Below are 14,002 nucleotides of genomic sequence, written 5' to 3'. Positions count from 1 at the left end.
CTCAGCGCATCCGCAGCAGGCGGCTGGCCGCGCGATCGTTCTCTTCGCTGTTTTCGATAAACTTGATGTGCATCTCGAACTGGCGCTGCAGTTCGATCATCTGGACGAGCACGCCGACCGGCTCAACGTTGCTGGCCTCCAGCGCCCCCGACGCCACCACCACCGAGGCGTCCGGGACTGACGCCAGGCCGTCCCGATGCCGTATGGTTCCGTCCGCATCCTTCACCAGATCCTGTGCATCAGGCCGGGTCAGGCGGAGGCGGTCGACGATATTCAGCGGACCTTCGGCTTCACCTTCGCCCCGGATGCTGATGCTGCCGTCCGTGCCGATTTCCAGCTTTTCATAAGGTGGCAAAGAGACCGGGCCGCTGTTGCCCAGCACGGGTCGGCCGGCGTGGTCGAGCAGCAGTCCGTTGGTGTCCACCCGCAGATTGCCGGCGCGGCTGTAAACCTCGCCGCCGTCAGCGCCCTGAACCATCAGAAAGCCTCCACCCTGGATAGCGATATCCAGGTCTCGGCCTGTCTGATTGATCAGTCCCGGGCTTAGGTCCGGCATCTTTTCACCGGTCTGGGCGGCATGCACCCGATCCTGAAAGCCCGGTCCGCTCAGAGGGAGGCTTTCGGCACGGGTCAGATCAGCCTTAAAGCCCACCGTCTGGCTGTTGGCCAGGTTGTGAGCCTGGGTGGCGTGGAGGCGCATCGCGTCCCGCGCGCCACCCATGGCGATGTAGACCGAACGATCCATTACCTGATATTCAGCAGGGTCTGGTTGAGATCGTCAGCCGTGCTGATGACCTGCGCGTTGGCCTGGAAGTTGCGTTGAGCGCTGATCAGATTGACCAGTTCCTCCGATATGTTCACGTTGGATTGCTCCACGCTACCGCCCTGGATCAGGCCGAGACCGGCGCCACCTGGATCGCCCAGGATTGCCGGGCCGGAAGCAAAAGACTCCACCCAGGAGGTGTCGCCGATGGCCCGCAGTCCCTGCGGATTCTGGAATCGAGCCAGCGCGATTCGCCCGAGCGGTTCGGACTGGCCGTTGCTGAATCGGGCAAACACGATGCCGGTTTCGTCGATGTCGATATTGCTCAGCCGGCCGGCGGCAAATCCATTCTGGGCGATGGATGTCACCGTCGACTGGCCTGACAGGTTGGTGGTGTCAGTCAGGTCCAGATTGAAGTTGATCGGGTCGGCGCCGTTGATGGGCGTAAAGGCCCCGTAGGTCAGCGGCTGGGGCGTTGTCAGGTTCCCCTGGCTGTCGAAGTTCAGCGTTTGCAGCGCCGTGGTCTGCGCACTGTCGCCGTCGATGACCAGGCGCGTATCCCAGGTCAATGCCGCCGTCTGGCGGAAGTAAACGGTGGCCGAATGCGATTCACCGAGCGAGTCGAAGACGGTGATTGTGGTCGAATAGTCGAACGTGTCGGCGTCAGCCGGGTCGATCGCACCGGGGCCGAGGATCGGGTCGATGGTATCCAGGTTCAGGGCGAGGTCGACTTCCGACGTTGCCCCCGGAGCACCTTGCGTCGTCAGCAGCTGCAGGTCGTTGGTGGTTGCGCTGTTGAAGGTTGGAATCGCGGCGTCGGTGACGCCGAAGGCCTGCAGTCTGGCTCCTGAAGGCGCCACCACAAATCCGTCACGATCCACCGAGAAGGTGCCGTTCCGGGTATAGGCGGCCGTGCCGTTGGGATCACGCACCGAGAAAAAGCCGCCGCCGCTGATCGCCAGGTCGAGCGCGTTGCCGGTAAAGCTGATGTTGCCCTGGCTGAACTGCTGGCGAACTGCCGCCAGCTGCACGCCGTCACCCGGGTCCAGGCTGGAGATCACAAAACCCGCTGAGGCCAGCAGATCAACAAATTCGCCGCGCGAGGACTTGAAGCCGTTGGTTGAGGCATTGGCGATGTTGTTTCCGGTGATGTCCAGGTCCGCCATGGCGGCATTCAGGCCGCTGAGTGCAATGTTAAAAGCCACGTTTGATCTCCTGCTTAAGTTATTGAATGCCGCGGACGTCGCTCAAGCCCACTGGCCCAAGCCCCGACACGGTCAGTACGGTTTGTCCTGCAAAGCCCCCAAAAGCCACGCTTTCTACGCGGCCGGCGACCAGCACCTCAACGGCGACACTCTCGTTGCCGTAGGTGGCTTCGGCGGTGACGTTGTAGCGCCCCGAGGGCGCGGGATTGCCGCTTTCGTCCAGCCCATCCCAGGTGAATTCGTTGCCGCCGGCGCTTTGCTGACCCAGGTTCAGCACGCGAATTTGGCGGCCAGCCTCATCGGTGATTTCGATACGCAAGGCGCTTGAGCCCTGGGGTAGGTCCACCTGGCCCGAGAAGGGCTCACCCTCGGTGAGGTAGCCAAAACCCCCCGGCAGCAACACGTCGCGATCGATCAGCGTCGATGCTGAAAGCGCCTGATTGTTGTTGAGTGTCGCGGCGAGAGAGTCGAACGACTGCTGCAGCTCGGTAATACCGTTGACGGTGCCGAACTGCGCAATCTGGGTGAAGTATTCGCTGCCATCCTGTGGCGAGGTGGGGTCCTGATTGCGCAACTGCGCCACCATCAGGGCAAAGTACTCTTCCTGCCCAAGCTCGCCGTCGCTGCCGCCGTTGCCCTGCGGGCGCTGGGGTCCAAGGATGTTGGTTAGGTCGTTAACGCCGGTAAGCATAATCAGCCTCGCTGTCCGAGCTGCAGGGTCTGCAGCATCAGTTCTTTGGTGGTGGTAATGACTTCCAGGTTGGCCTGATAGCTGCGCGACGCGGAAATCATGTCGGTCATCTGCTCGATCAGATTGACGTTGGGCAGAAACACGTAGCCCTCGTCATTGGCCTGCGGATGGTCGGGTTGGTAGCGCATGCGGGCCGGCGCATCGGACTCGACGATGCCCGCCACCTGCACGCCGGCGAGTTGACCCTGGGTCGACTCGGCTTTGAAAACCGGCAGCCGAGCTCGGAAGGTCTCCTCGGCCGAGCTGGCGGCCACGTCGGCGTTGGCCATATTGGAGGCGATGGTGTTCAGCCTGACGCTCTGGGCGTTCAGGGCTGAGGCCGCTACAGAAAAGAGGGTTCCGTCACTCATACCAAGCTCACTGATCGTTCATGGCGCCTTTCAGCGCAGAAAATTTTCGGGTCAGAAACATCAGGCTGGCCTGATACCGCACGGCATTTTCTGAAAACGCAGACTTTTCGAACTCTTCGGTCACCGTGTTCCCGTCCAGGGACGGATGCAGCGGGATGCGGTACAGAGCGTCCGCCATGGGGCTGTCGTCGTTCCCGCTGAAGTGCCGTTCGTGGGTTCGCTTCATCTCGCCCGCTGGCTGGGCCTGCTTCAGGCTGGTGGCAAAGTCCAGATCTCGCGCTTTGTAGTGCGGGGTCTCCGCATTGGCCAGGTTTTGTGCCAGCAGCTCAGCGCGGCGGGCGCGAAACTCCAGCGCCTGCGGATGGATGCCTAGCAATGAGTCCAGCGAAAAAGGCATGGCTTAAGTCCAGCAAAAGTTTCCTTGCCAGGGCTAAAGCAATTGGCGTGCCAACCGATAAGAAAGGGTTTTCTCCGGCGCCAGTGTGTCTTTTATTGGCGCGCGATGGTGGGCTTGTACCAGCCTTCGAAACGATCCTTTCCGGGGCCGTATAAAGAGGAGTCAAGATCGATCGCCGCTTCTTGACCGTTTCTTGGCACGAGTATTGCTGCTTGTCTCTCGTGACGATACGCAGGGATGGAGCCTGACATGCGAACCGACAAAAAAACGACGCCAAAACCTCTCAGGGAAGAGCTTTTGTCAATTTTCCGACTCCTCGCCGTGGCAATTTTGACGAGCGGTTTGGGGGCTGGCCAGGCCTGGGCAAAACAACATCACTCGCTGTCCGCGATTGCTCAGCAAGCCAAAATCTATCTGGAGCGCGAAGGCGGGCGCCAATTTGGTGACAACCTAAGCGTCGAAATTCAGGCGCCCGATCCGCGCCTTCGGCTGGCCGCCTGCAGCGAGTCGCTGGAGGTATTCACGGCTCCCGGTGCTCGCAGCTTCGGCAATACGAGCGTTGGCGTACGGTGCGCCGGCCTGGTGCCGTGGACCATTTACCTCCGGGCCCGGGTTAGGGTCTGGATGGAGGTGCTCGTCAGTCGTGGACCGCTCTCTCGGGGAGATCGGGTGAGCGAAAATGACCTGATGGTGCAGAAGATGGACATCAGTCAGGTGAATGGCCGATTTCTCCAGCACCCCTCTCAGGCTGTCGATCTGGAGCTGCGCCGAACCTTGGCGCCGGGCGTGGTGCTGACGCAAAACATGCTTCGTGCACCGGAGCTCATCAAGCGTGGGGATCGGGTGACGCTGCTGGCACGTGCGGGCAACCTGAGCGTGAGAGTCGCTGGTAAAGCGCTGACTTCCGGCGCTCTGGGTGATCAAATCAGCGTGGAGAACCTCAGCAGCCGTCGCCGGGTGCAGGGTGTAGTCTCCGCTGACGGTGTGGTCAGGACTGACCACGGCGCTTTGAGCGAAGCGGGAGCGCGCTTGGGCGCGGACTCCGCTAATTCGTACACTAACCCTAAAGATTTTATTGCAGCTGCCGATCCTGAGAGGGTCTTTTAAGGAAAATGACGATGATTACTAACCCTGTTGGTACCAATATCAGTGTTTCCGAGGTCTCCGACCGATCGGATCGGGCATCAGCGGAAAAAAGTCCCGCTGGCGGTGCTGAGTCCTCACAAACGGTGAGCGACAAGGTGTCTTTGACGCTCGAAGCCCGGGCGATCGGCCAAATAACGGAATCTGCGCGGTCCGAATCCGATGTGGACGTCGAAAAGGTAGCGGCGCTTCGCGAGGCCATTGCCAACGGCACGTTCGAGGTGGATTCCCGCAGCATCGCCGAAGGGCTGATCCGTTCTGAGTCCAGCGTGAAGGGCCAGCCGTGATGGCTCGGCCGGTGCCCCGTCTGGAAGATCTGCAGCGAAGCGTAGACAACCTGCTGGGCATCTTGAAACAGGAGTCCGACGCGCTGGCCGGCGATGACCTTCGCCAGCTTGCTTCGGTTTCCGATCAGAAGCGGGTGATGCTGGAATCGCTCATCGAGTTTGCCGAGGGTGAGCTCAAAAACGCGCACGAGGGGTCCCCGGACTGGGAAGAGTTTGTCGAGTCACTCTCCGAGTGTAAGCGTCGCAATATGATCAACGGTGCATCGATGACGGCCATGGCGCAGAGTCGCCAGGAAGCGCTTCGCGTGCTCTATGGTCAGGAAGGTGGTACCGAGGATTACGGCAGCGACGGCCAGCTCAATCAAGCGCCTCCGTCGCGGAACCTCGGAAAAGTCTGAATTTTCTTTGCTTTAGCGGGCTTCTCACGCGCGCGAAGATCGTCCGGGGCTATCGCCCACGTCTCCTCAATATCGAATTGATACAACCCGTTCGGGTTTGGTTTCGGGTGGGAAAGACCGCCATCGGACGGACGTGATCAGGCCGTCAGCACGTAGCCTTCGCCGCGGAACGTCTTGATCAGCGAGGGTTGTTTGCCCGAGTCGCCCAGCTTTTTCCGCAGCCGTCCGATCTGAACGTCGATACTGCGATCAAAGGGCATGGCGTCGTGACCACGCGTCATGTTCATGAGCTGATCACGCGACAGGACGCGGTTGGGTTTGCTGGTCAGCGCATCGAGCAACCGAAACTCGGCGCCCGTTAGCGGAACCGGATTGTCGTCTTTGTCGTAGAGCTCGCGGCGAGAGAGATTGAGCGACCAATGGCCAAACTGACGCACCTCGTCGTTGGCCGGCTCGGGCAGCGTCGAGGTGGCGGTGGAGGACTGGCCGCAGCGTCGCATGACCGACTTGATGCGGGCCTCGAGTTCCCGGACGCTGAAGGGCTTGCACATGTAGTCGTCCGCCCCGAGCTCGAGACCGACAATCCGGTCGGTCTCCTCGCCGTTGGCGGTCAGCAGTATCACCGGCATGTCGGCTTTTTCCCGGATGTGCCGGCACAGCGACAGTCCATCCAGGCCCGGCATGTTGATATCGAGGACCGCCAGGTCAAACTCTTCATGCTTGAGCGCGTTGAGGGCTACCAGACCGTCTTCGGCGGTGGTGACCTGAAAGCCACGCGCAGTGAAATGTCGTTCGATCACCGAGCGGATCGCCAGGTCATCGTCGGCGGTTAAGACTCGAAGTTTTTGCTGGGTCTGAAGTTGGGCCGCGCTCATTGTTCTCCACCGATCAGTGGCAGGGTGAACCAAAATCGGCTGCCTTCGCCGAGTTCGCTTTCAACGCCGATTGACCCGCCCTGCGCCTCGACAGCCAGTCGGCAAAACGCCAGGCCGATGCCGAAACCATCGTCGCGATGGCGCCGGCGCTGGTCGGCCTGGGCAAATTTCTCAAACAACCCCGAGATGCGATCCGCGGGTATACCTCGCCCCGTGTCGATCACCTGGAGCCGGGCGAATTCACCGTCCTGGCTGATATCCAGATCAATTCGGTCGTCCTCTCCGGTCGCTTTGATCGCATTATGGAGCAGGTTGACCAGCACCCGGTGCACCAGGCCGGCGTCGGCATTGACCATCACCGGACGATCACCCTGATGCAGTTTCAGGGTGCGTTTTCCCTTGATGCTGTGCTGGCTGTTGAGCGACGCGTCGGCGCTTCGTCCGAGATCTAGCGGCGCGATGTCCATGGGCATCGCAGCCGATTCGAGGCGCGCGATATCCAGCAGGCATGACACGAGGTCATTGGCGCTGTTGCAGGCCTCAACGGCCCGCCCTACATCCGCCAGGATCTCTTCGGACAGGCTGTCCGCACCGCCGATCTGCAGGAGCTCGAGATACCCCAGCACACCGGCCAGCGGTGATCTGAGGTCGTGGACGATCATATGAACAAGGTTGGCCTGAGTCTTGCGGATTTGCTCGAGTTCGCGATTTCGCGCGTGAAGCTCTCGATTCTGATCCTCGAGGCAGGCCTTGAGCGACTCCAGGTGCAGGTGGGTCGCTACCCGCTGAACCACCTCTTCGATCTGGAACGGCTTGGTAACGTAATCGACCCCGCCGGCGCTGAACGCTGCGACCTTGTCGCTGGGTCTGGCGAATGCACTCAGGAAAATCACCGGCACATGCTGAGTCTCAGCGGCCGCTTTCAGGGCTTTGCAGACCTCAAAACCATCCATCTCGGGCATGTCGATGTCCAGGAGAACCATATCCGGCGGCTGGGCCGCGGCGGCTCGCAAGGCCTCTCGGCCGCTGGCAACCGGACGAACCCGGTAGCCTTCCTCTTTAAGGATGTCTACCAGCAGCGACAGGTTGGCCATGACGTCATCGACCACCAGAATGTCGGCCACTGGCTCCGCATGGTCGCCGGCGGCGTCTCCGGTAGTCGGCGTACAGTCCTGCCTGAAAGAGGCGATCGAGGCCGTCTGATTCATAGGTCCGAAGGTCGTTACCCTTTGTTTCATCTCGAATGCACTTTGCCAAGCTACGGTAAGAAGGCTGGTGCAAACTGATCTCATCTTGGATCAGGAGCACACCGAGGTGCGCGATACAGATTCTTTTATCGGTCGAGGAAAGGAAAACCTGAAGGCCCTGGTCGTCGAAAACGACACCCGGCTTGGCGACATTGTGGCCAAGGCCCTCGAATTCAGCGGTTTCGCGGAAGTTCGGCTCGTGCGGCGCTGCGGCAACGCCATCGCGCTGCTCGACGGACTGGATCCCGTGAGCTTCGATCTGGTGGTCTGCGACCTGGTGCTGCCCGACGGCGACGGTTTCATGGTGCTGTCGCATCTGGCCCAAATGGGCTTTAGCGGGCGCATCATTTTGATGAGCGGCAACGAGGGGCGGCTCCTCGATACGGCTGAGACCCAGGCTCGACTGAGCGGCCTGGACGTCAGCGGAACGCTGCGCAAACCTTTTTCTCTGCACAAGCTGATGGCGATGGCACAGCCGTCGGACGAGCCGCTGTTTATCCCCCCGGCGCGTACCGGCAATTTTCAATTCGACCTCAACGATTTTGAGCGGGCGCTGACCGAGGGTGAGCTACGGGCCAGATTTCATCCCATCGTTGATGCCCATACGCAGCAGATCACCGGGATCGAGGCCCTCGCTCGCTGGATTCATCCCGAATTTGGTCTCATTCCGCCAGCGCTCTTTATGCCGCAGGTGGAGATCTCGCCGCTGTCGGACGCGTTCCTGCTCGAGATGCTGAGGCAAGTCTTGACCGCACAGCAGGCCCTTGCGCAGGCAGGTTTCGCCGTTTCCGCGGCGGTCAACGTCGGCAGCGGTCAGCTGACGTCGCTGGCCCTAACCAATCGGTTTGTCGAGCTGGCACGTGAGTTTGACGTGGCGCCGGACACCGTGGTGCTGGAGATCACCGAGACACAGGGCTTCGGCGAGCCGCGGGCGGCCATCGAGACCCTCAACCGGCTCCGGCTGCAGGGGTTTCGGCTCTCCGTCGACGACTACGGCACCGGTTTTTCGAGCCTGGAACGCCTCCGAACGCTGCCGTTTACGGAACTCAAGGTGGATCGCCAGTTTGTCGCCGGCGCCGCCGCAAGTGGGGAGCTCACCGCTATTTTGCGCCACTGCGTTGAGCTCGCGAGACAGTTCCGGCTCAATACGGTGGCGGAGGGCATCGAGACGGTGGAGGACTGGCACCTCGTTCGATCGTTGGGCTTTAAGGATGTCCAGGGGTTCTTTTTCAGCCAGCCACTTGAACCAGCTGCGTTAGTCGCGTGGCCGCAGCGACGCCTGGCGAGTACCGGCCCCCGGCCGGGCCCGCTGGAGCTGACGGCGATGGAGCAGTTTCAGCCGCATCAAATGTGAACTTTTTGCCCGTAATTCCTGTGCTTAAGAGAATTTGTTTACACTAAGCTGATGGATACTGACACCGCACTCTGTCTTTCCGCCGGCCGTAAGACTTGCCGTTGGCGTAGCGGAATCCTGCTGCGGATCGCGGCCATTGCCCTGGCGCTGGTGGCTGGCGCCACCATTGCGCACGCGCAGGACCGCTCGATTCTGATGACCTTCGTTGATCAGGCGTTCGAAGAGCAGCGCGATCCAGGTGAGGTCACCGCCGATCTTTTGGAACAAGGTTTTGAGCCGGCGCGAGCGGCGCAGGCCGTGGCGAGCGCTTGGGGCGACTGCAACGCCGCTCAGGCGGCGGTCGCCGTGGCTGTGACCCGCAGGCCCGGGAGCGCCACGGATGTGGTGACCGCAGTCGGTACCGCCGACGGCTGCGGCTGCGGTGCAAGCAGCGGCTGGGCTCGGAGCCAGCTCGACCAGCGCATCCGATTTTCCAGTCCGCAGCGGCCGATCGAGCTTGTGCAGACGTGCAGCTGTATGGCCGCAGCCGTAGAAGCCGGCACCGCCGCCGCGCCGCAGCTCGCGGACGCCATTGTGCTGGCGGGCGTCGAAGCGCTGCAGACCCAGACGCTGGCGCTCGACACGATCGGCGAACGCGGCGGGAGCGATCATCCCGACTGGCTGCCCAGTCCCGACTTCCGGGGCACACAGACCTTCCAACGCCTGCCCGAATCGTGCCGGGCGGATGCGGACGACAACAACCGCTTTGACCCGGCCGAAAACTGGCGGTCGGCCCAGCCGGGTAACGAGCCGCCAGCACACCGGTGCGACAGTGATGAAAATGGGGCGCTGCTCGTGCGCGAATTCAGCGCCGACGCCAGTGGAGCGGGACACGTCTGGCTCGTGAATCACTCCAGCGACACGGTCGACCTGGCTGCTCAGGGCTACCGAATTGGGATCGTTTATCGCGATCAGCTGGGGACCGCCGTGACGGTACCTCTGATTGGCGAGATCGCGCCCGGCGGTGGATTCCTGGTCGCGGGGCGAGGGTCGTCCCTGGCCAGTGACGCACAGCAGGTGGTGGATCACCTGAGCGTGGCGCCAGGCGACTATCTCGATCTTCACCGACCCGCGGCGACGCCGGACTGCGAGTGCGCCGAGGCCCTGACGGCCGCGGCTTTTCGCGGTTCCCGTAACCGCGTGGCGGGCACCGGCGCCCCCAGCCCCGCTGAGCACAAGATGCAGCGGTTGCTCGGAACACACGAATACCTGAGCGGTTTTGTCGTCGACTCGGTCGGGGCCGTCAGCGAGCAAGCGGAGGTATCAAGCCCCTTGTTTGACGCGTCGGCGTCACAGGCCGCGCTCGGACGAAGCCCCGCCTTGTGCGATCGAGACGCCTTTGAGCTGGACCCTTTCTCGGCCGCAGGCTGGGAGTCAGCCGCTTCGGTAAGCGGCAATCGAGCGTGTCGCGTCAGTCAGAACGACCTGGTGATCGCCGATCTTCTGGTGCAGGAGGAGGGCAGGGGCGCGCTGCGTCTGGTCAACAGCTCTGCGGCGACCATCGATATGGACGCGGTGGGTTACTACCTGGAAATCTATCCGCCTGAATCGGTTCGACCGCGCGCGGAGATCCCGCTCAGCGGAACGCTGGAGCCGGGAGCCAGTTTTGTGCTGGCGCATGATGACATCGAGGCGTCGCTGCGAGAGGCGTCAGACGACCTGGACAACAGTCTGACCCTGGCGGAAGCCTCAGCGGTGGTGCTTGCACGCCGGACCATGCCGCGGCCGCTCAACTGCCAGCTTGAGTTGGCGGCGTTTGTGGCCTCACCGGTGGACGTGCCGCTGTTCTTCATCGAAGTCACCCCCATTGAGCAGCGCGATCCGCTGGCCGAACCACCTCGCGTTGACCCGCCGGCAAGCCCCAACTAGCAGCGTGTTAAAAAACGGAGTTTTTCGACGCGCTGCGACCGGCACAAGGATGTGCCGGCATTTTTGATGGCTGTAAGCCATTGAAAATGTGAGCCAAGTGGAAATCGCACTTTTCACTTGGCGTCGTTGAAAAAGCCATCGATGGCTTTTTTCAACAGCCTGCTAGTCAACAGCCGCCATAAGGCTAGGCGTGATGTGGCCTTAACCTGCATCGATTCGATAGGCGATAAACTCAGCGTCCTGATACCAGGGAGCGCCCAGCGCACCCTCAACTTTCGACAAACACACCTCCCAGTTTTCTGGCCAGCGCGTTTCAGGCGCCCAGTAGGGTTTGCTGCGTCTGAGAGTCAGTACGGCACCGGCAACGGGTTCCCGGAGCATGGCCGACAGATGGGTGAAATGACGAAAGTCGAGACCGCTGGTATCGGGTGGAAACTCACCGGCCCGATCGTCTGCGCACAGACCCTGAACAAACGCCATTTTCATCGGTTGACGATGGACGTGCTGGAAGCGATACGCCAGATTGAAATGCCATTCATGAAACCACGGAGCCAAAATGACGGTGGTGTCGCCAGGGGCGAAGTCCTCGGCGACTTTGAAAAACACCGGATTCAGCTCGATGGTTTCGAGCACGTTGTAGGGGTTGCGCTCTAGTACGTAGTCAAACTGGTACCGCATGTGACCCGTAAACTGATTACGCCCGGCGTAGACTTCCGGGACCGGTCCGGCCACCCAATGAGCGAACACCAGCAATCCCGCCAGCGCAGCCTGAGGAACCTTCGACGTTCCGATTAGCCCCAAGACCCGGTAGCACCCAAGGGCCGCCAGCGCGAGAACGATTGCCAGCGTTGGCAGCAGGTATCTGGCGAGAACCAGAGCGTGATTGATCCAGGCAGCTTCGGTAAGCCAGACCGTTATGGCCGCTAACGATACGCAAAAGCTGAGAAAACCCAGGAATCGCGGGTCTCGCTTGGCAAGCTCGAAAGATCCCACCGCCGTCAGCACCAGGACAACGACGGCGACGGGCCATCCGCGAGAGCCGGAAAACAGCTGCCAAAAAACGATAACGGTCTCGAGGCCTGCTTGGTCGGTTCCCGCCTTGCCGGTCAGCGCGCTCCAGTCATTGAACAGCGGCGGACCGATCAGCAAGGCCAGCGACGCGGCAACGGGCAGTCCAAATTGCAGCAGCCTCAGCATCGGGGCCCGCTGTCGCATGACGATCGCGCTCCGGATGGCCGACCCTGAAAACCACAATAGCGGGCTCAGACCGAGGGCCAGACTCAACGGATTCATCCACCCGGCAAGAACAACGCCCACGCCGTAAAACACACCCGATTTCCGCTTTTTCTCATACCACCATTGATAGGCCAGCGGGATCGCCGCGCCCGCCAGCAAAAACAGCAGCGCGTAAGGTCGAGCCGTGCGGCTGTAGTAGATGAGAATGGGCCACAACGCGATCATGGCCCCCAGGAGCCAGCGCTCTTTGGCGTTAAGCCAAGGTCGGAAAACGATAGGAATCAGAACGATTGCGCTGACACCCGCAACCATCAGTGGAGCGCGCATTGCCCATTCGCTGAGCCCGCCGATTCGGGACAGCCATTCGTACAGGAGCGTGAGCGGTATGCAGTGATCAGCCACCCCGAAGGTCGTAAAGATTTCGGAATAACCAAACAGCGAGACCATCCTGAGTGCATGCCACTCATCGTCAGCGATGATCTGATCACCGATCTGGTAAACGCGCAGCGCAATGCCGGCGATCAGCGTCAATCCCCAGGCGATGAGCCAGCGGTGCCTACTCATATCTGGAGAATCTGGCCAACCTTGTGCGCTGTAGAAAGTGTTGCAGGCTCACTCGCAGCACGCCAAATCCGTAGCGCAGGGCGGGCCCTAGCGAAATCGAGGAGGCTTCTTCGAAATAGCGCGTCGGACAGCTGATTTCACCGATGCGATAGCCGTGGTAGATGGTCTGAGAGAGCATTTCGTTGTCGAAGACGAAGTCATCCGAATTTCGATCGAGCTTCAGCGATTCGAGTACTTCCCCGGAAAAGGCCCGGTAGCCGGTGTGGTATTCAGACAGTTTTTGGCCGACCAGAATGTTTTGGATCAGGGTCAGGCATCGGTTTGCGACGTATTTGTAGAGCGGCATTCCACCGGACCGAGCACCCTTACCGAGAATGCGCGAGGCGAGAACGACGTCGTAGACTCCGCTGGCGATCATGCCCGCCATAGCTGGAATCAGCTTCGGCGTGTACTGGTAGTCTGGATGCAACATAATGACGATGTCTGCACCTAGTTCGCCAGCCCGGGCGTAACAGGTTTTCTGGTTACCCCCATAGCCCCGATTGCGTTCATGTCGAACCACCTCCTGGATGCCGAGCTCCCGCGCGATTTCCAGAGTTTGGTCACCGCTGGCGTCGTCCACCAGCACCACTTGATCTACCAACCCACCAGGGATCTCCTGATAGGTCTGGGCGAGCGTCTGCGCCGCGTTGTACGCGGGCAGCACAACGACAACGCGCTGTCCAAGAATCATGGAGAAGTCATCAGAGATCGAGGGCCGGCATGGCCGAATCATAGCTTTGTTCCAGCAATGAATCTGCTTGTTTTGCTCGCGTAGCGTGGCTCTCCCCAGGGGAATCTTCCCGTGGCTTCACATGACTGACGCTGAGCGAGGAGAGGGCGGCGGGTTCTAACGGTTTTCCTCGGCGTTTGCGTCTGGCGGTAAAGCGGCCTACGCGGCGGCCCTGCAGACTTTCATTTCATAGGGCCACATTGAGCCCTTGCGGGGATCGGGTGCTGCTCGCGGAGACGGACCCGCTAGCCAGCGAGTCCCCCTTTCCATGGATTCGACGATATGAACCTTGGGTCAGGGCGCAGCGTTGCTGGCGATGTAGTGAAGGTAGCCTTTGGGCTTCCGGGCGCTGGCGGCAACGCTGACGTGCGCCGGACCGAACTTGGCGTGGCACCACTCGTGCCAGTAGACGTGCCAGTCTTTGCCGGCAATGAAGGCTTGGCCTGTATCCTGGTGGTAACAGCCCCAGACGGAACCGGTTTCCTCGCTGGCGGCGCATTGCTTGGCGATTTTTGCGGGGCTGACAACCCGGACGTCAAAGCGAATTTTTTCGGTCGGCACCGCCAGCATTTCGTCTTCCAGCACGCCAAAGGCGTTACACCCGGCTCCGGTGGCCAGATCGGGGGCCTTACGGGCCGCCAGCATGGTGTGGCCTTCCGGTGTTGTGGCACAGGCGCCAAGCAGCAGAGTCAGGCAAAGCGCCATTGAGCGAAGAATGTTTGGATTGGGGCTGACGTCCATGTCTCGCAGTT

General features: G+C 61.1%; 15 protein-coding genes. 5 read left to right on the top strand and 10 right to left on the bottom strand.

All coding sequences use genetic code 11. The annotated features are described in order from the left end of the window. Window position 1: 1 nt before the first annotated feature. Genes AAF358_09620 through flgB form a run of 5 tightly spaced genes read right to left on the bottom strand, consistent with a single transcriptional unit; the run spans window position 2 to window position 3,466 of the window. A complete protein-coding gene (locus AAF358_09620; protein ID MEM7705798.1) occupies window positions 2-745 on the bottom strand; it encodes a flagellar basal body rod protein FlgF in 744 nt (247 codons plus the stop codon). Beyond that, a complete protein-coding gene (flgE, locus tag AAF358_09615; GenBank protein MEM7705797.1) occupies window positions 745-1,968 on the bottom strand; it encodes a flagellar hook protein FlgE in 1,224 nt (407 codons plus the stop codon). The genes AAF358_09620 and flgE overlap by 1 nt, the downstream gene beginning before the upstream one ends. Before the next feature lie 19 nt (window positions 1,969-1,987). Next, entirely contained in the window at window positions 1,988-2,659 is a 672-nt protein-coding gene (locus AAF358_09610; GenBank protein ID MEM7705796.1) for a flagellar hook assembly protein FlgD, read from the bottom strand. Between the two features lie 2 nt (window positions 2,660-2,661). Beyond that, window positions 2,662-3,069, bottom strand: a complete 408-nt coding sequence (gene flgC / locus AAF358_09605; protein ID MEM7705795.1) for a flagellar basal body rod protein FlgC — start codon at window positions 3,067-3,069, stop codon at window positions 2,662-2,664. 7 nt (window positions 3,070-3,076) lie between these two features. After that, window positions 3,077-3,466 carry a flagellar basal body rod protein FlgB gene (gene flgB / locus AAF358_09600; protein ID MEM7705794.1) on the bottom strand — a complete coding sequence of 130 codons (390 nt, stop codon included), beginning with the start codon at window positions 3,464-3,466 and terminating at the stop codon, window positions 3,077-3,079. A 297-nt stretch (window positions 3,467-3,763) separates the two neighbouring features. Between flgB and flgA the strand changes: the two genes are divergently transcribed. The 3 genes from flgA to AAF358_09585 are packed head-to-tail and all read left to right on the top strand — an operon-like array spanning window position 3,764 to window position 5,294. Next, window positions 3,764-4,573, top strand: coding sequence for a flagellar basal body P-ring formation chaperone FlgA (gene flgA / locus AAF358_09595; protein MEM7705793.1), 810 nt, complete (start codon window positions 3,764-3,766; stop codon window positions 4,571-4,573). Window positions 4,574-4,584: 11 nt separating this feature from the next. Further along, window positions 4,585-4,896 (top strand): flagellar biosynthesis anti-sigma factor FlgM, encoded by a 312-nt coding sequence (gene flgM, locus AAF358_09590; GenBank protein MEM7705792.1) that lies wholly within the window; start codon window positions 4,585-4,587, stop codon window positions 4,894-4,896. Beyond that, on the top strand, window positions 4,896-5,294 hold the full coding sequence (locus tag AAF358_09585) for a hypothetical protein (GenBank protein MEM7705791.1): 399 nt from the start codon (window positions 4,896-4,898) through the stop codon (window positions 5,292-5,294). Before flgM ends, AAF358_09585 begins: the two co-directional genes overlap by 1 nt. A gap of 137 nt (window positions 5,295-5,431) precedes the next feature. Here the strand turns inward: AAF358_09585 and AAF358_09580 are convergent, their stop codons facing one another. Beyond that, window positions 5,432-6,169, bottom strand: coding sequence for a response regulator transcription factor (locus AAF358_09580; GenBank protein ID MEM7705790.1), 738 nt, complete (start codon window positions 6,167-6,169; stop codon window positions 5,432-5,434). Next, window positions 6,166-7,407, bottom strand: coding sequence for a hybrid sensor histidine kinase/response regulator (locus tag AAF358_09575; GenBank protein MEM7705789.1), 1,242 nt, complete (start codon window positions 7,405-7,407; stop codon window positions 6,166-6,168). The genes AAF358_09580 and AAF358_09575 overlap by 4 nt, the downstream gene beginning before the upstream one ends. A gap of 37 nt (window positions 7,408-7,444) precedes the next feature. Between AAF358_09575 and AAF358_09570 the strand changes: the two genes are divergently transcribed. Both AAF358_09570 and AAF358_09565 read left to right on the top strand, forming a co-directional pair. After that, window positions 7,445-8,770, top strand: coding sequence for an EAL domain-containing response regulator (locus AAF358_09570; protein ID MEM7705788.1), 1,326 nt, complete (start codon window positions 7,445-7,447; stop codon window positions 8,768-8,770). A gap of 51 nt (window positions 8,771-8,821) precedes the next feature. Continuing rightward, on the top strand, window positions 8,822-10,678 hold the full coding sequence (locus AAF358_09565; GenBank protein MEM7705787.1) for a hypothetical protein: 1,857 nt from the start codon (window positions 8,822-8,824) through the stop codon (window positions 10,676-10,678). Between the two features lie 201 nt (window positions 10,679-10,879). On the opposite strand, the gene AAF358_09560 is transcribed toward AAF358_09565, so the two are convergent. The 3 genes from AAF358_09560 to AAF358_09550 form a co-directional block, all read right to left on the bottom strand. Then, window positions 10,880-12,478 (bottom strand): hypothetical protein, encoded by a 1,599-nt coding sequence (locus AAF358_09560; protein ID MEM7705786.1) that lies wholly within the window; start codon window positions 12,476-12,478, stop codon window positions 10,880-10,882. Then, complete coding sequence (locus tag AAF358_09555; protein ID MEM7705785.1) at window positions 12,471-13,211, bottom strand: glycosyltransferase family 2 protein; 741 nt, start codon at window positions 13,209-13,211, stop codon at window positions 12,471-12,473. The genes AAF358_09560 and AAF358_09555 overlap by 8 nt, the downstream gene beginning before the upstream one ends. A gap of 333 nt (window positions 13,212-13,544) precedes the next feature. Continuing rightward, entirely contained in the window at window positions 13,545-13,991 is a 447-nt protein-coding gene (locus tag AAF358_09550; protein ID MEM7705784.1) for a hypothetical protein, read from the bottom strand. Window positions 13,992-14,002: the final 11 nt, after the last annotated feature.

Source organism: Pseudomonadota bacterium (assembly GCA_039033415.1).
In the GTDB taxonomy this organism is placed as follows: Bacteria; Pseudomonadota; Gammaproteobacteria; order Xanthomonadales; family SZUA-38; genus JANQOZ01.
Note: the sequence above shows the minus strand (reverse complement) of the source record. Positions and strands in the feature narration are given on the sequence as shown.